The organism is Pseudomonas sp. R5-89-07, assembly GCF_003851685.1.
Taxonomy (GTDB): Bacteria; Pseudomonadota; Gammaproteobacteria; order Pseudomonadales; family Pseudomonadaceae; genus Aquipseudomonas.
Genome location: NZ_CP027727.1, coordinates 4,919,345 through 4,941,372, shown reverse-complemented (window position 1 = coordinate 4,941,372; position 22,028 = coordinate 4,919,345). Strand labels below are relative to the sequence as shown.

General features: G+C 58.9%; 22 protein-coding genes. 9 read left to right on the top strand and 13 right to left on the bottom strand.

Annotation, left to right across the window (positions count from 1 at the left end; translation table 11 throughout):
• Positions 1-182 precede the first annotated feature (182 nt).
• Genes C4J94_RS22575 through C4J94_RS22555 form a run of 5 tightly spaced genes read left to right on the top strand, consistent with a single transcriptional unit; the run spans position 183 to position 5,813 of the window.
• A complete protein-coding gene (locus C4J94_RS22575; RefSeq protein WP_124388138.1) occupies positions 183-1,247 on the top strand; it encodes a fatty acid desaturase family protein in 1,065 nt (354 codons plus the stop codon).
• A gap of 4 nt (positions 1,248-1,251) precedes the next feature.
• Positions 1,252-2,223 (top strand): proline dehydrogenase family protein, encoded by a 972-nt coding sequence (locus tag C4J94_RS22570; protein ID WP_124388137.1) that lies wholly within the window; start codon positions 1,252-1,254, stop codon positions 2,221-2,223.
• A 13-nt stretch (positions 2,224-2,236) separates the two neighbouring features.
• Positions 2,237-3,487, top strand: a complete 1,251-nt coding sequence (locus C4J94_RS22565; protein WP_124388136.1) for an ATP-grasp domain-containing protein — start codon at positions 2,237-2,239, stop codon at positions 3,485-3,487.
• Positions 3,487-4,689, top strand: coding sequence for an MFS transporter (locus C4J94_RS22560; protein WP_124388135.1), 1,203 nt, complete (start codon positions 3,487-3,489; stop codon positions 4,687-4,689). The genes C4J94_RS22565 and C4J94_RS22560 overlap by 1 nt, the downstream gene beginning before the upstream one ends.
• Positions 4,690-4,691: 2 nt before the next feature.
• The gene (locus C4J94_RS22555) at positions 4,692-5,813 is read left to right on the top strand and encodes an aminotransferase class V-fold PLP-dependent enzyme (RefSeq protein WP_124388134.1); all 1,122 of its coding nucleotides are present in this window, start codon (positions 4,692-4,694) and stop codon (positions 5,811-5,813) included.
• Positions 5,814-5,823: 10 nt separating this feature from the next.
• On the opposite strand, the gene C4J94_RS22550 is transcribed toward C4J94_RS22555, so the two are convergent.
• The 5 genes from C4J94_RS22550 to C4J94_RS22530 form a co-directional block, all read right to left on the bottom strand.
• A complete protein-coding gene (locus C4J94_RS22550; RefSeq protein WP_124388133.1) occupies positions 5,824-6,540 on the bottom strand; it encodes a hypothetical protein in 717 nt (238 codons plus the stop codon).
• A 111-nt stretch (positions 6,541-6,651) separates the two neighbouring features.
• Positions 6,652-7,902: an aspartate aminotransferase family protein gene (locus C4J94_RS22545; RefSeq protein WP_124388132.1), complete on the bottom strand. Its 1,251-nt coding sequence runs from the start codon at positions 7,900-7,902 to the stop codon at positions 6,652-6,654.
• 156 nt (positions 7,903-8,058) lie between these two features.
• Positions 8,059-9,072 (bottom strand): diguanylate cyclase domain-containing protein, encoded by a 1,014-nt coding sequence (locus tag C4J94_RS22540; RefSeq protein WP_124388131.1) that lies wholly within the window; start codon positions 9,070-9,072, stop codon positions 8,059-8,061.
• 120 nt (positions 9,073-9,192) lie between these two features.
• Positions 9,193-11,085, bottom strand: a complete 1,893-nt coding sequence (locus C4J94_RS22535; RefSeq protein WP_124388130.1) for an alkaline phosphatase D family protein — start codon at positions 11,083-11,085, stop codon at positions 9,193-9,195.
• Positions 11,086-11,194: 109 nt separating this feature from the next.
• Positions 11,195-11,401: a hypothetical protein gene (locus C4J94_RS22530; RefSeq protein WP_124388129.1), complete on the bottom strand. Its 207-nt coding sequence runs from the start codon at positions 11,399-11,401 to the stop codon at positions 11,195-11,197.
• A gap of 277 nt (positions 11,402-11,678) precedes the next feature.
• Between C4J94_RS22530 and C4J94_RS22525 the strand changes: the two genes are divergently transcribed.
• Positions 11,679-12,389: a response regulator gene (locus C4J94_RS22525; RefSeq protein ID WP_124388128.1), complete on the top strand. Its 711-nt coding sequence runs from the start codon at positions 11,679-11,681 to the stop codon at positions 12,387-12,389.
• A complete protein-coding gene (locus C4J94_RS22520) occupies positions 12,386-13,705 on the top strand; it encodes an ATP-binding protein (protein WP_124388127.1) in 1,320 nt (439 codons plus the stop codon). The genes C4J94_RS22525 and C4J94_RS22520 overlap by 4 nt, the downstream gene beginning before the upstream one ends.
• A gap of 29 nt (positions 13,706-13,734) precedes the next feature.
• Here C4J94_RS22520 and C4J94_RS22515 read toward each other — a convergent pair whose 3' ends face one another.
• The 3 genes from C4J94_RS22515 to C4J94_RS22505 all read right to left on the bottom strand — a co-directional run bounded on the left by C4J94_RS22515 (position 13,735) and on the right by C4J94_RS22505 (position 17,165).
• Positions 13,735-15,978: an ATP-binding protein gene (locus tag C4J94_RS22515; protein ID WP_124388126.1), complete on the bottom strand. Its 2,244-nt coding sequence runs from the start codon at positions 15,976-15,978 to the stop codon at positions 13,735-13,737.
• On the bottom strand, positions 15,975-16,589 hold the full coding sequence (locus C4J94_RS22510) for a biliverdin-producing heme oxygenase (protein ID WP_124388125.1): 615 nt from the start codon (positions 16,587-16,589) through the stop codon (positions 15,975-15,977). The genes C4J94_RS22515 and C4J94_RS22510 overlap by 4 nt, the downstream gene beginning before the upstream one ends.
• Before the next feature lie 195 nt (positions 16,590-16,784).
• Entirely contained in the window at positions 16,785-17,165 is a 381-nt protein-coding gene (locus tag C4J94_RS22505; protein ID WP_124388124.1) for a response regulator, read from the bottom strand.
• Positions 17,166-17,338: 173 nt separating this feature from the next.
• On the opposite strand from C4J94_RS22505, the gene C4J94_RS22500 reads away from it, so the two are divergent.
• Positions 17,339-17,713: a cytochrome c family protein gene (locus C4J94_RS22500; RefSeq protein ID WP_124388123.1), complete on the top strand. Its 375-nt coding sequence runs from the start codon at positions 17,339-17,341 to the stop codon at positions 17,711-17,713.
• Positions 17,714-17,731: 18 nt separating this feature from the next.
• Here the strand turns inward: C4J94_RS22500 and C4J94_RS22495 are convergent, their stop codons facing one another.
• From C4J94_RS22495 to C4J94_RS22485, 3 genes are read right to left on the bottom strand one after another with little or no spacing between them, the layout of a single operon-like run.
• Positions 17,732-18,253: a hypothetical protein gene (locus C4J94_RS22495; RefSeq protein WP_256657582.1), complete on the bottom strand. Its 522-nt coding sequence runs from the start codon at positions 18,251-18,253 to the stop codon at positions 17,732-17,734.
• Between the two features lie 4 nt (positions 18,254-18,257).
• Positions 18,258-18,545: a colicin E3-like toxin immunity protein gene (locus C4J94_RS22490; protein ID WP_124388122.1), complete on the bottom strand. Its 288-nt coding sequence runs from the start codon at positions 18,543-18,545 to the stop codon at positions 18,258-18,260.
• Positions 18,546-18,559: 14 nt separating this feature from the next.
• Positions 18,560-19,723: an S-type pyocin domain-containing protein gene (locus tag C4J94_RS22485; RefSeq protein ID WP_124388121.1), complete on the bottom strand. Its 1,164-nt coding sequence runs from the start codon at positions 19,721-19,723 to the stop codon at positions 18,560-18,562.
• 423 nt (positions 19,724-20,146) lie between these two features.
• Here C4J94_RS22485 and C4J94_RS22480 point away from each other — a divergent pair, with 423 nt between their 5' ends.
• Positions 20,147-20,782, top strand: a complete 636-nt coding sequence (locus C4J94_RS22480; RefSeq protein WP_124388120.1) for a LysE family translocator — start codon at positions 20,147-20,149, stop codon at positions 20,780-20,782.
• A gap of 177 nt (positions 20,783-20,959) precedes the next feature.
• Here the strand turns inward: C4J94_RS22480 and C4J94_RS22475 are convergent, their stop codons facing one another.
• Together C4J94_RS22475 and C4J94_RS22470 are read right to left on the bottom strand one after the other, a co-directional pair.
• On the bottom strand, positions 20,960-21,553 hold the full coding sequence (locus C4J94_RS22475; RefSeq protein WP_124388119.1) for a LysE family translocator: 594 nt from the start codon (positions 21,551-21,553) through the stop codon (positions 20,960-20,962).
• A gap of 54 nt (positions 21,554-21,607) precedes the next feature.
• Positions 21,608-22,015: a hypothetical protein gene (locus C4J94_RS22470; RefSeq protein WP_256657581.1), complete on the bottom strand. Its 408-nt coding sequence runs from the start codon at positions 22,013-22,015 to the stop codon at positions 21,608-21,610.
• Between the last annotated feature and the right edge of the window lie 13 nt (positions 22,016-22,028).

Genomic DNA, 22,028 nt, shown 5'->3' with positions numbered 1-22,028 from the left:
GCCTGTGTTTTGGCGCTACCTGTCTAAAAGGGCAGCTTGTTCACTATCAAGCGGTGCTTTAGTTTTTTTGCAGCCAATGAGTTTAGCTCAGGCAAAAAAACAAGAGCCGCAACACCCCAAAAAATCATCGTCGCTCTAGGCGATAGGCGTGTTGCAGCGTGCCGCTTAATTATGGAGTGATTATGCTGGTCGATAAAAACATAGAGCCAGGTGGCCAAAACGCTGCGGGTATTTCCCGTGAAACCTTCGGGATGCTCAAGCACCTGTGCAAGAAAGATAACTACCATTGGGCGATAGCACTGGGTAAGGATTATTCAATCATCGCCTTTGCCATTTATCTGTCCGTGGGCGTCAGCTATTGGTTTTATCCCGTTTCGCTGTTTCTCATCGGCACCACTCAACGTGCCCTGGCGAACGTGTTGCACGAGTCAAGTCACAAACTGTTGGCGAAAAACCGGGCGATCAACTGGTTTGCCGGTACCTTTCTCTCGGGGTACCTGATCTTCCATCTTTACCAGTCCTACAGCACCTCGCACGTCAAAAACCACCATGTGCACCTGGGGCACCCGGAAAAAGACCCGGACTACAATTTCCATCTCAAGTGCGGCCTGTACGACCTCCAGCAAAGCGAGCGCGAGTTCTTCCTGAAGAACGTGGTGATGGCGTTATCGGGTTACCGCACCCTTCAATACATCAAGTACATCGTCAAGGACCGGCTCCAGGGCCAGGACGCGCGCATCCGCAAGGAACGCGTGCTGATGTGGGCCTACTGGGCAGTGATTTTTGCAGTGGTTGCCTGGTTTGGCCTTGCGGTTGAACTGGTGCTGTTCTGGTTCGTGCCGCTGTTCACGGCCGCCGTAGCCGTGGGTTGGATCATCGAGCTGGCCGAGCATTATCCGTTGCCCGCCGTTGAAAGCGAAAAGCTCCTGCTGACCCGTAACCGTAAGGGCAATGCGCTGGAAAACTTCTTTTTCGGCCGCCACGACGATAATTACCACCTCGTGCACCACCTGCACCCGTCTATCCCCCACTGGAACATGCGCAAGGCCCATGAGCTGCTGATGTCGCACCCCGAGTACGCGCGTTGGGACAACCTCTGGGCCGGGATTTTTACCCGTGACCGGCATAGCCGCCACAAGGAAACCCTGCTCAGTTACGCGGCCAAATTCCGCGCTCACAAAATTGCCAACCACGCCGACGACTCGAGTTTCGCACGTCGCATGCTCAACCAGGCCTACGGGGTTTAATGCCATGAACACGACCGACAACAGCCTGCTGGCAACCTTGGCCCTGAAGAAGCTGGCGGCGAACAAGACCTATCGCGACTTGTTCCTGGCCAGCGAGACGCTGCGCGATTTCCTGCGTCCTGCAGCCCTTCGCTACATTATTTCCGAAGACCGCCTGGAGATGCTCGACAAGCTGGGCGCCCTGTTGGAGAAGGGCTATCGCACCGGCGTCGAGTTCGTCGGCGAGGAAGCGACTACGCTGGCCGAGGTGACCACCGCAACCGATGAGTACCTGAAGCTGATCGACTTGATCGCGCAGCACCCCAAGCTGGGCGAGCCGCCTCAGTTGGGGTTTGACCTGTCCAACGTCGGCACCATCATTTCCAGGGAGCTGGCGATCGAGAACTGCTCGAAGATCCTGGCCCATGCAGACGACAAGAATGTCGGTGTAATCATCAGCATGGAGCGCTCCCAATGGACGGATTCGATCCTCGATATCTTCCTGCAACTGAGCGGGCGTTTTCCCAACGTCGGTATCACCCTCCAGGCGCAATTGAACCGCACCCCGGATGACTTGGGCGCGGTCCTGGAAACCGGCTGCAAGGTACGCCTGGTCAAAGGCGTCTATGCTGAGCCTGCCGCCATTGCCTTACCCCGTGGCGAGGCGCTCAACGAGCGTTACCTGGGGTTGCTGGACCGGATCAACGGTGGCCGCGGGCCGTTTGCTTTCGCCACCCAGGACCCACTGCTGGTTGAAGAGATTCTCACCAGCCGCATCGCCGACCGAGGCGAGCTGGAGATGCTCCACGGCGTGCGCCCTGAACTGATCAAGGCGGTAAAGGACCAGGGCCAGGTCAAGGCCCGGGTGTCGGCGGTGTACGGCACCAACTGGTACTTGCACCTGCTGCACCGTGTGGCTGAGTTTCCGCAGAACATTTTCCTGGCGCTGGATGACGTAGCCTCGCAGCGGGCCTCTGAAACCGCCACTCATTACTGAAAAGGATATTCTTATGAAGCAGTACGTCGCATTGGTGGATGTCTACTCGAGCGGTAATTTCCTGCCCCAGTATTTTCGAGATGCCGGTTTCAGCCTGATCCATGTTCAGAGTACGCCCGAGCTGATGCCGAGCATGCTTGGGCCGAACCTGTCCGAGTTCGAGCACAATTTGGCGTTCAACAACAACGCTGAAGAGATCGTGCAACGCCTGCGTGAATTCAACGTCACCGCCGTCATTGCTGGCCAGGAGCCGGGCGTGCCATTCGCCGACTACCTGAGTGAACAATTGCAACTCTCCACCACCAACGGCAGTGCAGGTTCGCGTGCTCGCCGCGACAAGTTTGAAATGATCAACAAAGTCGCCGCCGCGGGGCTGTTGACCGCACGCCAGATCAAATCCTCGGACCCCGCCGAGCTGCTGGCCTGGGTAGAAGCCGGCCAGGTGTTTCCCTGCGTGATCAAACCGTTGAGCTCGGCGTCCACCGACGGGGTTTCCATCTGCCACAACCTTGAGGACGTCAAGCGCGCCTGTGAGGAGGTGGTGTCCAACCTGGATATCTTCGGCCTGCCCAACACGGAGATTCTTTGCCAGTCCTACCTCAAGGGGTCGGAGTACATCGTCGATACCGTCAGCCGTGATGGACAGACCTACGTGTGTGGGATCTGGCGCTATGTGAAGCGAGAAATCAGCGGCGGCAAGAACATCTACGACCGCGACGTGCTGATTGCCCCGGACAGTGCCGAGGCCAACGTGCTGGTGGACTACATCGTGCAAGTCCTCAAGGCATTGGGTATCAATAACGGCCCGGCCCATTCGGAAGTCATCCTCACCGAAGCCGGCCCCGCGCTGGTGGAAGTCGGTGCGCGCTTGAACGGCAACATGGAACCCAGGTTCCATGACATCAGCCTGGGCGGCAACCAGGCACAGCTCACCTACCTGGCGTACTGCGACGGTGAGGCGTTCAAGGCAAACTACGCCGCCAAGCGCTACCACAAGCTGCGGGAAGCTTGTGTCATCAACACCGACACCACGCTTCAAGGCGAGGTGACCGGCTTCAACGAAGAGGCGATCCACCTGATCGAGGGGCTGCCCTCGGTGCATAAGCTGAGCGTCAAATACAAGGCCGGCAAGCTGATGAAAAAGACCGTGGACCTGCTCAGCAGCCCGCTGCGAGTGTTCCTGTTATCGGAGAATCAGCGCGATATCGATCAGGATTACGAGCAGATCCGCCAATACAAAGACAACGTTTATGTGATTCGCTGATGATGGGCACGTATCGCGCGTTGCGCGGGCTCAACGCTCGCCTGCAGTTGCTGTTCCTGATCACCCTGGTGTTCCGCATGGGCACCATGGCGTTCCCTTTCTACGCGGCGTACCTGATTCATCAGCACGCCGTATCGGCGGCAACCGCAGGGCTGCTGGTGGGCGTATATGGCGCGGGCGCGTTGTTCGTGGACTTGATCATCGGCGGCGTGATCAAGCGGTTTTCCGCCAATCGGGTGATCCTCGGTTCGTTGCTGCTTAATGCGGTGCTGCTGCTGATCATTCCGTCGGTGGATAACACGGCGGTGCTGTTTGTACTGTCGTTCCTGTGGGGCGCCTGTTACGAGGCCTTCACGCCGGCGACGTTCTCCGAAACGGTCACCCACAGCAGCAGCGAATCGCGCAAAGTGGCGTTCTCTTGCAACCGTCTGGCGATCAATATCGGCATGGCGATCGGGCCGCTGTTGGGTAGCCTGATCTTCCTGAGTAATGCCGACGCGGTGTTCTACCTCAACGCGGCATTGTCCCTGGTGGCGTTCGTGGCCTGCCTGCGGTTCGGGCGCGCGGTGCCGGTGGCCCAAGGCGCCGCCGTCGCCAGCAAGGGCAACGGTTTGCCGGAGAGCGCATTGCACGAGCGCTCGCGCTTGTTGGTGATTTTGTTGGCTGCATTGCCGGTGCACATTGCCTACGCGCTGCCGCCGACGTTTCTGTCCGCCTACATCATCAATTACACCGATTTGCCGGCGTACTACGTCGGGATCATCTTTTTCATCAATGCACTGCTGGTGATTCTGTTCGAGGTGCCGATCAATCAGCGGATGTCGCACCTGTCGAGCAGCCGAGCGCTGGTGGCCGGTTTTCTGTTCGCGGGCGTGGGGTTCTTCCTCATGGGCTTCAGCCATATCGGCGCGTTGCTGCTGGTGGCGACCGTGCTCTGGAGCCTGGGCGAGATGATCATCTTTCCCGGCATCACCCATTACGTCAGCAGTATCTCCAGCCGTCACACCGTGGACCGTAACCTCGGCTATTACTCGGCGGGGGTGAATATCGGCGTGATGATCACCCCTTCGCTGGCGTTCATGCTGGTATCACAGCCATCCCTGCCTTCGCCCTGGTTGCTGGCGGGCACGATATTGCTGTTGTTCGCGGTGGCGGTGGGCGTGATGAAGGGCTCAGCTGTGTTGTGGAACAAGGAAGCATGAAAATGAATAGAGTTCATCTGAACACCGCCGGCGCAGGGCTGATGTCGCCGGCCACTGTGAATGCGATGCAGCGCTTCATGTCCATGGAAGCGCAAATAGGCAGCTACGAAACCGAGCTGGCCTACGAAGAATTGCTCAACGTCGACCTGTACCGGGTGATGGCCGGCCTGCTGAATGCGCAGCCTTCGCAGATTGGCTTTTTCAGCAGCGCCACCGAAGCCTGGACCAGCATTCTTGGCAAACTGCAATTTCCTCAAGGCAAGCGGGTGTGGGTGTCTACCTCGGAATATGCCGCGAACCTGATCTTTTTCAACTACCTCAAGCTATCGCGTGGGATTCGCGTCGAAGTGATACCGACCACGGCCACCAGCCCGCTGGACCTTGAATGGGTACAGCGCCATCTGGACGACGACGTGTTTCTGGTCAGCGTGTCGCACCTGCCTTCGTGCTGTGGGGTGATCAACCCGGTGGAAGCACTGGGCGCGCTGCTCAAGGGGTCGAACGCGTTGTATGTGGTGGATGCGTGCCAGTCGCTGGGGCAGTTGCCGTTGGACGTGCGTGATATGCACTGTGATTTATTGACGGGCGCGGGGCGCAAGTTTCTTTGCGGGCCGCGTGGCAGCGGGATTGCCTATGTGTCGCCACGCCTGCTGGGTCAATTGCAGCTCAATTTTGCCGATCTGCACGCTGCCAGCACCGATGGCCAGGTTAACCGGGTAGACGCGTGTGGCGCTCGGGTGCTGGAGATCGCAGAAAAGAGTTTTTCGTCCCTGGTGGGTTTGCACACCGCATTGCAGGAATACGCGCAGGCAGGAGGCGGGCAAGTGAGCACGGAGCCCTATGGGCTGCTGGCGCAGGAGTTGCGCCGCCTGCCGCAGTTGACCCTGATGTGCGACCAGTTCGAACAGACCGCAATTGTCTCGTTCGTGCCGCACAACAGACCAGCCAAGGCATTTGTGGGCCAGGCCCGCGAACTGGGGCTCAATCTCTGGGCGGGCACGGCCGCCCATACCCCGTTGCTGCTCAAGGACCTGGGCGTCACCCACTTCGTGCGTGCCTCGGTGGGCCGGCACGTCACCCTTGCCCAGGTCGAACAGGCGCTGGTCATCCTGCGCAGTCTATAGCGTCGAGCGCTTACTGGGCGGCGATGGAGTAACCGTCAAAAGCGCTTTGTTGTTGCAGTGCGGTCACGATGCTCCTGCGCGTGACCGGCTGCTCCACACCGCTGTTGTCAACGAAGGTTTCACTTTCCAGCTCCGCCTCGCTGCCTTCACCCACGAAGGTAAGTCCCAGGAACTCCAGCGCTTCGCGGTCCACATTGAGCTTGGAGCGCGGTGTGCGCAGCGGCAGGGTGACGCTGATGCCATCCTTGCTGATCACAAACACCTCGGCTTCCTTCTTGCCGCGTGCGGCCTTGCCCTTGCCGGCGCTTGGGTTGCTGATGGCCTGGTGTGACTGGTTCAGCACCTTCAGGGCCAGGCCGTAGACCAACTCCTGGAATTGGGGATCGTCCTTGAAACTGGACAGAATGCGACTGATGGAGAACTGGCTGCTCAGGTCTTCCAGGGCGGCGTTATCGGCGGCTTCGGCGTCTTTCAATTGCTTGAGCTGGCCCATCAGCTCGTAGGCTTTATCATCGTCGAAGGCGTCATGGGCCTGGCGGATGGCCACGCGCAACTCGCGGATCTGGTCGCTTTCCTTGGAGGTATGAAACGCGTCCAGCACCATTTCGCTGATGATCTTGGCCGCCGGCACATGCTGTGAAAGATGGATGGCATTTTCGTACTCGGCTTTGGCGTGCAAGGCGACTACGGAGGCTTCGGCGGATTCAGCGGTGTACGAATCGGACATTGAAATTTCACTACTTCAGTAAACGGGGAGACAAAAAAGCGTCGGGCATTTTCAGGGGGCAGGGGAGTCAGGTCAAGGCGCCCCGTCAGAGAGCTCAGTGAGCGTACGCGTCTAGTCCAGTTGCTCGAGGCAGGCTTGGAGTTTGTCCAGCCCTTCGGCCAGCACCGCCGGTTCGGTGGTCAGTGGTGCCAGCAAGCGGATGATATGCCGTGACTTGCCACTGGGCATCAGCAGCAGGCCGGCAGCGCGCGCCAGGTCCAGCAATTGGGCCAGCTGCCGGGTGGCCGGCGTGCCGTCGGCATGCGCCAGTTCAATGCCGCGCATGGCGCCCACGCCGGTGAGACGGCCTAGATAAGGCGACAGGCGCTGCGCGCGCCACGCGTGATAACGTTCCATGATGGCCGCTTCCTGCTGCGAGCCCCATACCTGCAGGCGCTCATCGGTCATGACCTCAAGCGTCGCCAGGGCGGCGGCGCAGGCGATGGGGTTGCCGGAATAGGTACCTCCCAGGCCGCCTTTGGGCAGGTTGTCCATCAGTGCCTTGCGCCCCACCACCGCTCCCAGCGGCATACCGCCGGCGATGCTTTTGCCGAGCAGGATCAGGTCGGGTTCAATGCCCAGGCGCGAGAAGGCAAATCGCTGCCCGGTACGACCGAAACCGGACTGGATTTCGTCGGCGATCAGCAGGATCTCGTGCGCGTCACAAAAGCGTCGCAGGGCCTGGGCGAACTCGATATCCAGGGCGAGGAAACCGCCTTCGCCCTGTACCGGTTCAATGATGAAACAGGCCACATCGTTGACGTCGATTTCCACGCTGAACAGGCGGTCCATGGCCTTCAGCGCTTCGGCGCAGGTCACGCCGTTATCGGCGCTGGGGTAGGGCAGGTGATACACGGGACCTGGCAGTACGCCGACCTTTTGCTTGTAGGGCGCGACCTTGCCATTGAGGTTGAGGGTGGCCAGGGTGCGGCCATGGAACGCGCCGTCAAACGCGATCACCGCCGTGCGGCCGGTGGCGCCGCGTACTATCTTCAAGGCGTTTTCCGCCGCTTCCGCGCCGCTGTTGGTGAGCATGCCGCTGACCGGGTAGCTCACCGGAATAAACGCAGTCAGGCGCTCCATCAACTCGATGTAGGGCCTGTGCGGCGCGGCGTTGAACGCATAGTGGGTGAGCTGGGTCGCTTGCTCGCGAATCGCTTCCACCACCGCAGGGTGGCAATGGCCGAGGTTGAGTACGCCGATGCCGCCGACAAAATCGATGTAGCGCTTACCCGTGGTATCCCAGACTTCGGCGTTTTTACCGTGGCTGAGGCTGATGGGATGGACGATGGAAATCGACTGGCTGATCGTTTCGCGGCTCATGAATCGTTGACTCGGCAGTGATGGGCTGGGTTTTATCTAAGCCGCGCAAGCGCCCTTGCCGCAAACGAAATAAAGTCGCCGGATCATTATTAAAAGTCGGGATGTGCGCTCGGGGCGCCACGCTCCAGTACACACTGACCGGTGGCTAACGGTTATCTATTCCGACACTCCATTCTTCCCCGCCGCCTTGGCCCGATAAAGCGCTTGGTCAGCGCGCGCCATCAGGGCTGCCGGTGACTCGCCCAATTGCCGCTCCACCACGCCCAGGCTCAGGGTAATCCGGGTATCACCAACGGCGGCCGTTTCCTGGACTTTATGGCGCAGCCTTTCGGCCAGCTCCTTGGCCGTCTGCAGAGTAGTGTTGGGCAAAACCAGCATAAACTCGTCGCCGCCCCAGCGTGCCAGCAAGTCACCTGCACGTACGCAGGCTTCCAGGCCCTCCACTACCCGGATCAGCGTCTGGTCGCCTACTTCATGGCCATATTGGTCATTGATTGGCTTGAAATCATCGATATCCATAGCCACCAGCGCCAGTGGCAAGCGAAAGCGCTCGGCACGGTCGCACGCCTGGAGCATTACGTTTTCCAGGCGATAACGGTTGGCGATGCGCGTCAGGGCATCCCGTTCGGCCAGGGAGCGGTTTTCGTCCAGTTGCAATTGCAACTGCTGATTGACTCGTGACAATTCAAGGGTGCGCTCGACCACCAAGGCCTCAAGGGTCCGGTTACGCTTTTCAAGGCGTTCGATGGAACACTTGCGTGCATGGATATCGCGGTGCGCGCCCACCATGCGCGCTACCGAATTGTCAGGATTGCGCGCAAGGATATAGCCGCGGTCTTCGACCCAGAGGTAAGTGCCGTCGTATTTTCGACAGCGGTATTCGGCTCGGTAATGGGGGGTGCGTTGGCAGATATAGTCATCAAACCCGGCCATGACAAGTGCGTAATCTTCAGGATGGATTACGTTCTCCCAGGTGAATACGCTGTTTTCCAGGGAGTGCCGCGGATAGCCCAGCATTTCGTACCAACCGGGATTGCGGTAGACGAACCCGGTATTGGCGTTCCAATCCCATATCCCGTCGCTGACCAGTTCCATGATGGCGTGCAACATGTCGGCACTGAGGTCGGAAATGTCATTGCGCAGCGGCTCGTTGCCGGCTGTATCGTCCATCTACGCGCTTCCTGCGTGAACCGGCTTCCAAGGCCAGCTGTCGTTGACGCCGATACTCCATGGCTGACGCTACTGTACACCGCGGTCGGCGGCCTTTGAATAGGGAACATGGGGTGTTTTTTAAGGGCGCGGCGCCATCATTTTCGTCCGAGGCTTCCCATCGGCGTTGTGCTGATAAATCGCCTCAGGTTGGCCCTGTTCGTTGAAAAACACCTGGCCGATCCCGGCTGAGTTCCACAATCGCTCGCCGGCCTCGGCATGTTCCGGAATGTGCGGCACCACTTGCATGGTGCGGCGCCGGGTAAACCAGTTGAGTGGCGAGCGTGGGGAGTAGAGCCAGCGGTTGAGACGGTCGAACCATTCCAGCAGGCGTGGCGGGAATTCATTCTTGATGCCGCTGCTGGTGATCTGCCAGATCCTGGGGCCAGCGTTGCGGTGGCGAATCAGCACCTCGTAGACGAACGAATAGTGCACATCGCCCGACAGAATCACGTAGTTACCCGGTGTGCGGGAGTGGCGGAAAATGTTGAGAATCACCTGGGCGGCGCCGCGATGGGCCATCCAGTTTTCGGCGTCCACCAGCAGCGGATAACCGCACCAGCTGAACACTTTTTGCACAGTCTCGATCAGCTTCACGCCAAAAATCGGTGCGGGCGAGACGATGATGGCCGAAGGGTGGTCGAGCAGCGCCTGCTGCAGTTCGCTCAGCGCTTCCCAGTCCAGCAGGCCGGAGGGTTGCTTGAGGGTGAACTCGCTGCGCCAGCGCCGGGTGCGGGTGTCCAACACCAGCAACGCTGGGGTGGTGGGCAGTACGTAATGCCAGTGTTGGAATCTGCGCAGCGCTTCGAGTAATGCGTCCTGGGCGGCTGCGTCCAGGTGGTTGGCCTGGGTTTGGGTGGTCAGCGCTTGGGTTTGGCGCAGCAGTTCGGCAAACGCATCCGGCTGGTTGCCCCAGCCCTGGCACAGCAGATAAGCAAGCAAGGCATTGCCGATGATGCGCCTGGAGAAGGGGTGGCCGTACGCGGTTTCTTCCCATTGGGCGCTGAGGTTCCAGTCGTCGGTGATGTCATGGTCGTCAAAGATCATCAGGGTCGACAGGTGGGCAAATACCCGCGCGACGCCGGGCAAGCCGTCGCGGAATCGCTCGATCCGCACCTCTTCGCTGGCGTAACGCTGCTGTCGTTCAAGGCTCAGCGGTGGGCGCTCAAGGGTGATCAGCGTCCAGGGCGTGGGCGACCACACCAGCAGGTACATCGCGATGACTTCGGCGAAGCTCACCAAGTGGTTATCGGCGGTGCTGCTGGTGAAAATCGGCTTTTTCACGCCACCGAAGAAGCGCTCGCGCAAGGTCTCGTTGCTGTCCAGTGCCGGCAGCAGATCGGCGCGCTGATAGTAACTGGCGGCGTGCCCGTAGAGGCTGGCGCTGTCATCGACCACCGCGCCTTCGAGGTATTCATCGAACAGCCCCAGCCGTGCAATCAAGCCGTGTATCGCATGCAGCATCGGCCCGGCGACATCGTCGGCGTAAACCTGATCGCCACTCATCATCAACAAGGCCGGACGTTCGGCTGGGGTTCTGGCCTCGGCCAGCAGGCGGTCGACGCACAGCAACCCTTCGTCGGCACTGTGATGGGGTTTGCGGCATGAGCCGTGCACCAACTGATGGATACGGCTATGCAACACGAAACTGGGGTATTGAGCGTCGGCGTACAGCAGGTGCGGTGCCCAGTCGGCGATGCCGGTGTTGTCAAACACCAGGTCGTAGCTGATCGCGACGTCCAGGGGCAGCGTTTCGTCCAGCGACACATCGATCAAATGAATGAACGCCTGGCGCCCCACGGGGACGACCTGGCACTGGTCCAGGGTAATGTCCAGTGCGTGCGTGGGCAGGTGCAGCTTCAGGGTCAGTTCCAGTGGTCGACTGGCTACCAGCCACAACACCAGACGCCGAGCTTCAAGGCGTCGCAGCAGTGGGCCGGCCAGTACGGCGGGTAGTGTGTCGGAGTGCGACATGCAGACGGTGGTTCCAGGCTGGATTGAACCGGAGTTTAAGCGAGCGAATGTGATGGCAGTGTTAAGTAGGGTACGAAAGGCCGTGCACCTGCCCCTCGTACACGGCAGGTTAAAGTATGTTGCCGCGGCCTAGGCTGTCCAGCCCACCACTTCTTTTCTTGCTGTGGTCACTGGCCTCCATGCCGTCAAGCCCGGTGGTATTCAGTTGCACCTGTGTGGTGTCGATGCTGCGCTTCCTTCGCTGGGGCCCTGCATCATCCTGCTGCAGGGGAGGGTATTGAATGTTGCCCAGTGAGTGGTTGATTCCGCTAATCATGGATGTTTCCTTCTTTGAAGAGAGGATGACTTCGCCTCTTGGAGCGAAGCCAGGCCAACCTTAATAGCGGTGCAAGCGAGGCCGCTATAAACGCGTCGCTGCAAAATATGACTGCGATATTGAAGAGTGTTTCAGAGAACAATGTTCCCATGGCGGCCTTGGGCGAAGATGTCAGGTTTATTACGTGGTTGACGCTTTATTGCACGGTTGAAATATATGACGGGCCGCGTCGAATAGTTTTAGATGGCGCCTTTACCTAGCCGAGTGAAGCCTGCCGGTGAGCAATCTGTTAATTGTCGACGATGACCTTGAAGTCCTCTCCCTGCTTAAGAAATTTTTCCTGCAACACGGCTATTCGGTAGAGACCGTCGCCAGTGGCCCCGAGTTGTGGACGGCCATGGAACATCAGCCCGCCGACCTGATCATCCTTGACCTGATGCTGCCCGGCGATAACGGTCTGCTGCTGTGCCAGCGCCTGCGCCAGCAATACGCTACGCCCGTGATCATGCTCACGGCCATGGGTGAGCTCAGCGACCGCGTGGTGGGCCTGGAAATGGGCGCCGATGATTACCTGAGCAAACCCTTCGACGCCCGCGAACTGCTGGCGCGGGTGCGTGCGGTATTGCGCCGAGCGGGTGAAAGCCGACCGTCTGCGGGGCAGACCGCGCGCCCGCTGATCCGTTTTGACGGCTGGCAACTGGACCTCACGCGCCGGGAGTTGCGCTCGCCCGACCAAGTGATGATTGCGCTGTCGTCCGGTGAGTTCGACCTGCTGCTGGTGTTTCTCGAACACCCGCAACGCGTGCTCACCCGCGAACAGTTGCTGAGCCTGGCGCACGGCCATAGCCATGACGCCGTCGACCGCAGCATCGACGTGCAAGTGAGCCGTCTGCGCCGCAAGCTGGAGTTCGATACCAAGCGCCCGGCAATGATCCGCACCGTGCGCAACGGCGGTTATCAGTTCACCGCCAGCGTGAGCCGCTCATGAGCCAGCGTCCGCGCGACACCGTGGCGCGTTGGATCGCGCTGACCGTGCTGGTCGCGATGATCACCGCGCTGGCGTTCAATGCTTTGTTCGTGCAACTGGCGGGGGTGTGGGCCAGGCCACCGCTGACCGAAACCGGCCTGCTGGAAAAAGTCGCCGTGGTGGTGCGGGTGATCGAGGCGTCCGAGCCGGCGCAGCGGGCGCGTCTTGCTCAGGTGATGGGCGATGGTTCTTTCAGCGTGACCTGGGCGGCGCAGCGAGCGACGTTTGGTTTGCCGGTGCTTACTGATCCGGATCTCAGCACGGGAGAAGAGGTGTTCAAGCACCTGCTGGATGGCCCGACGCGGCCCACGGAAGTGTATGGGCCTGCCGACTGGCCGGACGGCAACGGCCAGTATGTGCTGCTGATGCAACTGGCCGATCGATCCTGGCTGATGTTCAGCACCGGCACCCGCAGTTGGGGACTGGACGATGAAGTGCGCGGCCTGATCGTGGTGCTGCTGGTACTGGTTTCTACCGCGATCGTCACCCTGGTCGCCACCCGGCGACTGGCGCGCCCTCTGCAACACTTCGCCCAAGGTGTGCGGCGCTTTGGCAGCGACTTTCGCGCGCCGCCAATCGAACCGGTGGGGCCTCACGAAATGCGTCAGGCGATCCTGGCCTTCAATAGCATGCAAGCGCAGTTGCGCCACTTCATCGAGGACCGCACCCAGATGCTTGCCGCCATCTCCCACGACCTGCGCGCACCGCTGACCCGCCTGCGCCTGCGCGGTGAATTCATCGAGGATGCCGACCAGCAGCAGCGACTGTTTCGCGACGTCGATGAAATGCAGGCCATGATCAACACCGCCCTGGAATTTTTCCGCGACGATGCCCGCCTGGAGCAAGCCACCCAGCTGGACCTGGCGGAGTTGCTGCAGACCCTGATCGACGATTATCGCGACCAGTCCATCGACCTCACCTTCAATGGCCCGTCGCGCCTGGTGTACTTCGGCCGGCCCCTGGGCCTAAAACGGGTGATGACCAACCTGATGGACAATGCGATCCACTACGGCACGGCGCCGCAGATCGAGTTGCACAGCAAGCATGGCGAGGTGGTGATTCGCGTGCTGGACCGTGGGCCGGGCATTCCTGCCGCGCATCGCGAAGACGTATTCCTGCCGTTCTATCGCCTGGAGGGGTCACGCAACAAAAGCACGGGTGGTGTAGGCCTTGGGCTGTCGACCGCCCGAGCGATTGTGCTGGAGCACGGCGGCAGCCTGACGCTGTGCGAGCGCCAGGGCGGCGGGTTGGCAGCGGTTGTTATATTGCCAGTATGAGATTTACCCGCTCACACATTTTTACCGCATCAGGTCAGTAAGCCTTCAATCACCCTGGGCACTGTAAACCGGAACTCACTGCCCCGACCCACCTCACTTTCGGCAACGATTTGGCCGCCGTGGGCCTGGACGATGCCCTGGGTGATGTACAGCCCCAAACCGCTGCCGGTGGGGTTGTTTTCGGTTTTTGTCCAGTAGCGTTCGAACACATGAGGCAACTGGTCTGGCGCGATGCCTTCGCCGGAATCGCGCACCGAGAACACGATTTCTTCACCGTTGCTCATGGCGCTGATGCCGATATTGCCTTGGCGCGGGGTGAACTTGATGGCGTTGCCGATCAGGTTCGACAACACTTGGAACAAGCGCTCCGGGTCGGCATTGATCAGCAGGCCGGGCTCGGCGTTGAACGACAGGTCGATGCCTTTTGCCATCGCCAGCGGGGCGAGCAGCGAGTAGGCCTCATCGAACATCTGGCTCACATCCAGCGGCACAGGCTTGACCACATAGCGCCCGGCCTCGATTTTCGAGGTGTCGAGCAAGTCCTCCAGCAGCACGTTCATGCGCCCGGCGGCCTGTTGCATGGTGTCGATGGCTGAGGAGATCCGTCGCGAGGTGTGCGGGCCTTCGGAGCTGAAGGCTTTTTGCATCATGCCGCAAAGCATGGAGATGACGGTCATCGGGTTACGCAAGTCATGAGACACCACGGCCACCAGGTCATCACGCGCACGCACCGCCAACTGCTCGCGCTTTACCTGGCGGGCCAGGTCGTTCTCCAGGGCCGAGCGGCGCAGGTCGTTGGCGGCGAACAGGTCGCCATGGCTCCACTTGGTGGAAATGCCCGCCATCACCACTTTCCAGATTTCAAACGAGGTGCGTGGGCGAAGGCGCAGGCTACCGTCGGAGTTTTCCAGGTCCAGCGGCTTTTGCGGGTCGCCGCTCCAGTTGATGTTTTCCTTAACTTCCGGGCGGAACCACAGCACACCGTTGTCCACCGGCTTGGGCAGGTGCAGGGCCAGCACGCCACTGGCCAATTGCTGGAACTCGGCGGCCGGTGGGTAGACCGAGGCCAGGTTGTGGCTGGAAAACACCGGTTCGTCGCGTTCCTGCAGCCATTTGTGCAGGGCTCGGATCTGCGCCGGTTCCGGACAGTTGCCGTAGCGGTGCAACTGCCGGTCCTCGATGATCGCCACGCCGCCCGCCCGAGTCAGGTCCATCAGCAACCGGCCTTGTTGGGCCAGGCCGTCGAACACAGTGTCTTGCGAGCCCTTCATTGCCTGGTCGAGCAGTGCCAGCGCCTGGACCTTTTCCTCGCGCTGACGACTCAGTTCCAGGGCCTCCATGGCACTGATCTGCAACGACAGCACCTGGCCGATCGTCTGGCAGGCGGTGCGCAACTCGTTTGGCACCAGCAGCGGCTCGCGGTTGCCGCAACTGATCAGGCCCCACAGCTTGTCGCCCTTCATCAGCGAGATGCTCATGGACGACAGCACGCCCATGTTCTTCATGTATTGGCAGTGAATCGGCGACACGCTGCGCAGGGTGGCGAAGCTCAGGTCCAGCGGCGTGCCGGTGTCTGGCCGTAGCTTGGGTAGCAGCGGTACCGGCTCGTAGGCCGCGTTGGGGATAATCCGCAGCCAGTTGGTGCGATACAGCTCGCGGGCCTGCTCCGGGATGTCGGACGCTGGGAAGAACAGCCCGTTGAAAAGCTCCATGGACGGCGCCGACGCTTCGGCGATCACTTGGCCATGGCCTTCGTCTTCGAAGCGGTAGATCAGCACGCGGTCGTAACCGGTCATGGCCTGGATTTCATTCACGCTGATTTCGTACAGCGCTTGCAGGGTTTTCGCGGCCTGCAAGCGTTGCAGCATCTTGCCCAGGTTACTGGTGCGACCGTTCAGCGCACGCGGTTTGAAATTTTCCAGGTGCGGCTCGAATTCAAGTATCAGCACGTTTTGATGGCGGTGCAGCAGGCCCTCGAAGGGCGTGCCGTTAAGCGTGACATGCAGCGCTGGCGCGTCGAGAAACGTGTTGTGCTGCGCCATGGCCTGCACGGCGTGCGCCTGCTCCGTACCGATCAGCGTGTGCAGTGGCTGGCCCAGCAGCGCCTCGGGCGCACGGTTGAACAACGTATCCACGTTGGCGCTGACCTGGATGATGTTCAGGTCAGGCTCCGACAAGGTCAGCAGCGCACCATGAGGCTGGATCGCCCCCGGAAAGCGGATGGGCTCGTCAGCACAGTTGGCAAGCAGCTCTTCAAAATCGTCGGGTTTCATAGCAGTACCTCCTGGCTGTCGAGCCATTGCTCAAAGCCGCTGAATGTGGAACGCGCAGCGATGACTGCGCGCTCTCTGGCGGTCGCGTCCAGCGGCAGGCGAGCCAGGTAGTCGAGAAAGTCTTTCCAGCGTCGGCCGGTCTCTACGCCATAAATATCCAGAAACGCACCGCCGTTATCGGCATCCACCGCCAGGCGTAACGCCATTTCGCGGCGCAGCACCTGCCCACCGAGGGTCGCGCCTTCCAGCACATACAAGGCGCCCAGGCAGGCAGCTGGTGTATCCAGGTCGGGGAGCTGGGTGCAACGGGGCAGGGTGCGCAGGGTGTGCTCGTTCAGGCCGAGGGCGTAGAGGTCGTTGACCAGTGTGGGCGTTTTCGTACGCAATGCAGCGTCATAGCCATCGGGAATCAAGCCGCTGTCATACAACGCAGCTTCCATCGGCTGATAAAAACCGTAATACGCCTGCAACAAGCGCCGGTACCAGTCGGTGCTCAGGCGTTCGGAAAAGAACGGCAGACGCTTTTCCAACGCGACATGCAGCAGCCCCGTGCCTGTGCGCAACGTTTCCAACAAGGAGGGCGCACCAACGTCATGGGCCTTTGAATGCATTCAATGAGCTCGAACTGTGGGCCTCTCGGCCATGAATGACGCGTGAAAATGGGCGACGATTCTACACAATTCATGGTCGTCAGCTGAACGCGAGCAGCGAAAAGGCTGACCAGCGGATCAGAAATGTCGCTCCTTTCGGGTTTAGTGACCGCAGAACGGGCCGCGAAGTTCGATTTAAGTGATATCGCGACGCTATCAATGCATCGACAGACCTTGCTGGCTCAAAGCGGTCTGCACGCATTCAATCAAGTGGTCGGTACTCCAGGGCTTGGGCAAAAAACGCACCGACCCGCCCAGTTGCGACGCTATAGTGGTGTTGCCCGACGTCAGTACCACCTGAACCTCAGGCCAGCGATGAGCCACCACACGGCTCAAGTCATAACCGTTAAGCAGGCCGGGCATCTGCACATCGCTGACAATCAGGTCCACCGGCTCGTCGCCCCGCTCCAGATAAATCATCCCTTCATCGGCCGAAGGGAACGACGTTACCACTGCGCCGAAGTCCTCCAGCACATCCACCATTAACGCCCGAATGATCTCGTCGTCTTCCAGCACTAAAATCGATGGCTGAGCCATGATCCTTACTCCACCATCAGGGTTCAGTAGGTGGAGTGGGGGCCGGGCATATAGGTTCGATTGGATGTTTTTTAAACGATGGGTGGTCGTTTGGTGGTTTGCTTGAGAGTACGAAGGGGGAGTCGCTTTTAAACAGGCATAATCGCAGGCAACACTCGATGCGGAGCCCTCTAATGAAGTATGCCTTGTTGACCCTAGCCCTGATCTTCAATGCCCACGCGGCGTTTGCTGCCGGCGACGCCGAGGCGGGCGGCAAGCTGTTCACCAAGACGTGCGGCGGCTGTCACAGTGTCGGTGAAGGCGCACGGGGTGGGTTCGGGCCGCAACTCAACGGCATCATCGGCCGGCCGGCGGGAACGACCACGGATTACCAATATTCCGACGCGATGAAAAACTCCGGTGTTGTCTGGACCCGCGACAAACTGGCGGCCTATATCGAAGCACCGAAGAAGGTGGTGAGTGGTACGCGGATGATCTTCTGGGGTATTAGTGACCAGGAGAAGATTGAAAATATATTGGCGTATCTTGAGACGTTTCAGTCCAAATAAGCGTTGAGGCACAGCTGATCAATTTTGGACGCTGTCGTGCCCCAGCGAAGCGGCGACTGGCCACCGTTCGCGCGGTAAAGCGTGCGCGAACACCACACCGTTAAACGTTTGCGTGCAGCAGTCGTAAAAGTGTGTCATGTGCTCGGGCGTTAGCTGCGGGTTGACCTTTTGCAGCAGGCCAGCCTCGTCCACCCACAAGCCGCTGTAGTAGCTGTTTTCGTCCGTTCTTACGTATTCCTGCTTGTCGCTTTCATGCAGCGCAACCATCCAGAACACCGGGTCCGGACGGTCCAGGCGAGCGTTGGCTTCGCTGAAAACCTGGCTCCATGGGTGGCCGACTTTGGACAGGAGAAAGCGGAATAGTGGTGTGTAATCGAGCCCGTGTCGTTGATGGCTGTGCATTGATCCGCGAGTTGATAGCGCGCGCTTTTCATCTTTGCTGTGCCGTTCGTACCGGTAAGCGCCGCAGCTTCCGTGGCGTACACCATGGGTTCGGGTGTTGACTGAGCGATAAAGAGGCTTTTGCGATGCAGGTCTCATTGCATCATGACTCCTTCTTAGGTTGTTTCGGGGGCGGTGGCCACGCGCCTTGGTAACGGAACGAAATCTGGTAGTCGAACTGGCCGGGTTCAATCGTGTGCTGGAAATACGGCTGGATGATCGTTATCCAGTTAGGCAGCAGGTTGAATACATCCGCATATATCGCGGCTTCCTCACCTAAACCCAACGCGTCCAGAATACCGTCCGAGTCTTCGATAGCCGCTGAGTACTCATCCGCTTTCAAGTTATCACTGTGTTTTTCGTACCACCGCAACCTGATTTTCATCGCCATTTGCGCGTTCCTCTTTATTTGTAAATCCGACGTTTTGGGTCCGCAGGTCCTCGACGCTCGGCGGTGTAAGGGTCAAACGCGCCGAGGTGTTCCAAATCACTTTTTCGATAGACTTCCAGTTCGCCTTTTTTGGAATCCCATTCAAATATTCTCCTTCCTTTTGCGTCTATCCATCGTTCACGTAAGCCCGCTCCGCCTTTTCTTGGTGTCACCGGCTTTTGGGGGATCAGCCCAGGGAAGCCTGTTATGTCTTCGGCTTCGAGTGCAGGGAAGTAATTATGATCTGGGTTTCGTAGCCCCTTCCTCGGCTCATTAACCACCACATACAACGACCGAACCCCCGACTCCACCGGGAACACCAGAATAAAATCCCGGTACTGCGGCGGATAAATCGGGTTCACCAGAATCTGCGCGGCCTTCTCCGTCGGCGGGTAGATCCACACCACCGGCGCTTGGGGCGCAGCTTCCAACGCCGGGATGCCAAGGGTGTCGCCAGGGTCAACCGCAGGCGTCCAGATCAGCTCGACGCCCTGGCCCAAATCCGCCACAAACTGATCGCCACGGCTTTGGAATTGCACGACATCGATCATCTGCCAGTTCGGGTGGTTGCCGGTGTAAAAACCGTACCCCTTGAGCGTGCCGTCCTCGCGTTGCTCGATATGCAAGCGCATCTGCGAGCGTGCCTTTTGCATCGAGCGCAATTGCTCTTCGCTATAAAGCGCGCTATCGCCCAACGCCGATGGCCAAACCAGCCCCACCAAACCTGCCAGCAGGCCAGCGCCTACGGTGCCTGCAGCCGCAGCAGCGGACTCCACGACGGCCGAGCGCAACGCCAACTGACCCAAGCCAACCGGGAGCGCGCTGCCGCTGATCTTGCGCAGGGCCACCGCGCCTCGGCTGTCCAATTCGCGCCCACCCAGCAGGCTGAAATGGCCGTAGTCTTTGATCAGTTCAAGGGGGACGTAACCGGCAGGGTCGGCGTAATGAATGATTCCATCGGGTAACTGGCAGGGTTTGGTGAAGGTACAGCCGGGCAGCTTCTCGGGCGCTGATATAGGGCCGGGGAGTGGCTCGGATAGGTCAATGAGTGGCGAATAGGGCACGCGTTTGGGCTGCGGCGACAGGATGCGCCTTCTGAGCTGTTCTTCTTCGGTGATGGGGTATGCGCGTTCTGACATGACGGCTCACTTCCTTGTGCGAGGCAGTGAGACTACGAGGCAGAATCGGGGGCTGATATTGGCTTTGTTCGATGGCTTGCGTGGGAAAAGTCAGTTGGTTGAAGCTATGCGTAGCGCGGACTGCTTAGGTGTAACACTGAGAGTTTGGCGGCGTTTGGGCTGGCGTCTTCGCAGGCAAGCCAGCTCCTACAGGGTGAGCGGTGTACAGGGATTGAATTGGGCCAGTTGCTCAGACTGACGAAGCCTTTGTTATTGAAATCGATCATGGGCCTGCCCTGGTTGAGTGGTGTCGCTTGTGTATGACGTTTTGATCACGGATCTGTGTCTAACGCGCGCATTTTGAACGCCCTACCATGGCGTCCAACCTTACAACGTTGACCAGATGTTTAGCGTCGACAGAACAGACCTCCCCAGAGCCCAACCATGCCTGAATCGTCCAATTGGCTCGCTTATGCGCTGATATCACTCGGCATGGTGCTCACACCCGGCCCGAACATGATTTACCTTATTTCGCGGTCGATCTGCCAAGGGCGCGCGGCCGGGTTTATTTCCCTGGGCGGCGTTGCGTTGGGGTTTCTGGTTTATATGCTGTGCGCGGCCTTGGGCATTACCGCGTTGGTGATGGCGGTGCCCTTTGCGTACGACGCGCTGCGGTTTGGCGGGGCGCTGTACCTGGCTTATCTGGCCTGGCAGGCGGTAAAACCGGGCGGACGCTCGCCGTTCCAGGTGCAAAGCCTGCCCCAGGACAGCCCGCGCAAACTGTTCACCATGGGCCTGGTGACCAACCTGCTGAACCCCAAGGTGGCGGTGATGTACTTGTCGCTGCTGCCCCAGTTCATCGACCCGAACGGCCACGGCAGTGTGCTGATGCAATCGTTGGTGCTGGGCTTCACGCAGATTCTGATCAGCGTGAGCGTGAATGCAGTGATTGCCACGCTGGCCGGGTCCATCGCAGTATTTTTCGTCACCCGGCCGGGCTGGCAAGTGGTGCAGCGCTGGCTGATGGGCTCGGTGCTGATGGGGCTGGCGATGCGGATGGCAGTGGAAGGGCGGCGGTAGGCTGCGGGCGATCTCGATTTACTGGATATCTTTTAGGTTCCCTTTAAGGGTGGTTAGCGGAACGGAAGCTCCCAAACACCGCACCGCATAATTTTATGACGATTTTCAAGTATACGTTTTGACGGTGGGGTAGGTCGCTTCGAATAGTAGAAACAGCGTACGAGAAGCGGACAAATTTTAGTTCAAAGCCGAACCAGCCAGGCGACCAAGAAGCGTCGAGGCAAAACAAAAGAGGGTGATAGACGTGACCCGGTTGATCTTCAATGTGGTAAACCGCGTTTGATGGAAATTTTTAAACCGAGCGCCCAAAAATATCCAAGCAGATCCCACCGAAATAGTCACCAACGAGAGAGCTGCCATGAATTCGACGTAATTCTCCAACTCCGTGAACGTATGAATTGGAGCAATAAATGAAACGATCAGAAGGCCTTTAGGATTCATCAACGTCAGCAGGAAAAAATAAGGCCCGGAGAACCGATCCTTGGCTGTGTTGGTTATACTGTTTTTGCGTTGCCACAGCTTATAAGAAATATAAAGGAGATAGCATGCTGCGCCAAACTGGACGATTTTCACGGTCAAAGGAGAGTATGCCGATAGGTAGAGTAATGTGATTCCCCATAGCGATACTTGAATCAGATAAGCAAGAGATTCGATAAAAGCAAGGCGCTGCGACACGCTGAACCCATACAGTACCCCTGCACGAAACAATAGCGTGTTAGTTGGGCCGGGTATTATTAATAGCAGTAAAAGAGCGGAAAGGGTAGCTAGCATACGGAAATCCTCTTTAGGGAACGATCATACTGTAATTCTGCTTTATCTATAGCGTTAATCTGTCAGCATAAATGACCAAGCTACCGTCGCGACCATTAGCACCGCGAAGCTGACATTGAGTATTCGGCTCCAAGTGGGGTGAATGAATAATTTACGGAGCTTGCTTCCCGCAAGAAGCCAGAAAAAATCGAATATCACGCAAACCAATTGGCAGATAGCTGCCTTGGTAAACAGCTCCCATGTTGGCGTAACACCTAACGTAAAACTGCCCAGTAACGCAGCAAAGGCAGCGTACGCTTTAATGTTTTTTGCTACACCCAGAGCAAAACCCGCACCCAGCCCCGGAGTGACCGTTTTTTGCTCATCGTTAATGGGGGGCGCAGCAATGGTATAAGCCAGATAAAGAATGTAAAGAATGGATACTTCAGCGAGACCAACGCCCAATAAGGGAAAACTGTGCACACATATAGCCCCG

Bases quoted from the DNA above. Each gene is read 5' to 3' on its own strand.
- C4J94_RS22480 (WP_124388120.1), top strand. From the start codon at position 20,147: ATGCCTGAATCGTCCAATTGGCTCGCTTATGCGCTGATATCACTCGGC.
- C4J94_RS22490 (WP_124388122.1), bottom strand. From the start codon at position 18,545: ATGGCGATGAAAATCAGGTTGCGGTGGTACGAAAAACACAGTGATAAC.
- C4J94_RS22550 (WP_124388133.1), bottom strand. From the start codon at position 6,540: ATGTCCGATTCGTACACCGCTGAATCCGCCGAAGCCTCCGTAGTCGCC.
- C4J94_RS22545 (WP_124388132.1), bottom strand. From the start codon at position 7,902: ATGAGCCGCGAAACGATCAGCCAGTCGATTTCCATCGTCCATCCCATC.
- C4J94_RS22560 (WP_124388135.1), top strand. From the start codon at position 3,487: ATGATGGGCACGTATCGCGCGTTGCGCGGGCTCAACGCTCGCCTGCAG.
- C4J94_RS22485 (WP_124388121.1), bottom strand. From the start codon at position 19,723: ATGTCAGAACGCGCATACCCCATCACCGAAGAAGAACAGCTCAGAAGG.
- C4J94_RS22520 (WP_124388127.1), top strand. From the start codon at position 12,386: ATGAGCCAGCGTCCGCGCGACACCGTGGCGCGTTGGATCGCGCTGACC.
- C4J94_RS22495 (WP_256657582.1), bottom strand. From the start codon at position 18,253: ATGAGACCTGCATCGCAAAAGCCTCTTTATCGCTCAGTCAACACCCGA.
- C4J94_RS22505 (WP_124388124.1), bottom strand. From the start codon at position 17,165: ATGGCTCAGCCATCGATTTTAGTGCTGGAAGACGACGAGATCATTCGG.
- C4J94_RS22575 (WP_124388138.1), top strand. From the start codon at position 183: ATGCTGGTCGATAAAAACATAGAGCCAGGTGGCCAAAACGCTGCGGGT.
- C4J94_RS22535 (WP_124388130.1), bottom strand. From the start codon at position 11,085: ATGTCGCACTCCGACACACTACCCGCCGTACTGGCCGGCCCACTGCTG.
- C4J94_RS22540 (WP_124388131.1), bottom strand. From the start codon at position 9,072: ATGGACGATACAGCCGGCAACGAGCCGCTGCGCAATGACATTTCCGAC.
- C4J94_RS22500 (WP_124388123.1), top strand. From the start codon at position 17,339: ATGAAGTATGCCTTGTTGACCCTAGCCCTGATCTTCAATGCCCACGCG.
- C4J94_RS22510 (WP_124388125.1), bottom strand. From the start codon at position 16,589: ATGCATTCAAAGGCCCATGACGTTGGTGCGCCCTCCTTGTTGGAAACG.
- C4J94_RS22565 (WP_124388136.1), top strand. From the start codon at position 2,237: ATGAAGCAGTACGTCGCATTGGTGGATGTCTACTCGAGCGGTAATTTC.
- C4J94_RS22570 (WP_124388137.1), top strand. From the start codon at position 1,252: ATGAACACGACCGACAACAGCCTGCTGGCAACCTTGGCCCTGAAGAAG.
- C4J94_RS22530 (WP_124388129.1), bottom strand. From the start codon at position 11,401: ATGATTAGCGGAATCAACCACTCACTGGGCAACATTCAATACCCTCCC.
- C4J94_RS22555 (WP_124388134.1), top strand. From the start codon at position 4,692: ATGAATAGAGTTCATCTGAACACCGCCGGCGCAGGGCTGATGTCGCCG.
- C4J94_RS22475 (WP_124388119.1), bottom strand. From the start codon at position 21,553: ATGCTAGCTACCCTTTCCGCTCTTTTACTGCTATTAATAATACCCGGC.
- C4J94_RS22515 (WP_124388126.1), bottom strand. From the start codon at position 15,978: ATGAAACCCGACGATTTTGAAGAGCTGCTTGCCAACTGTGCTGACGAG.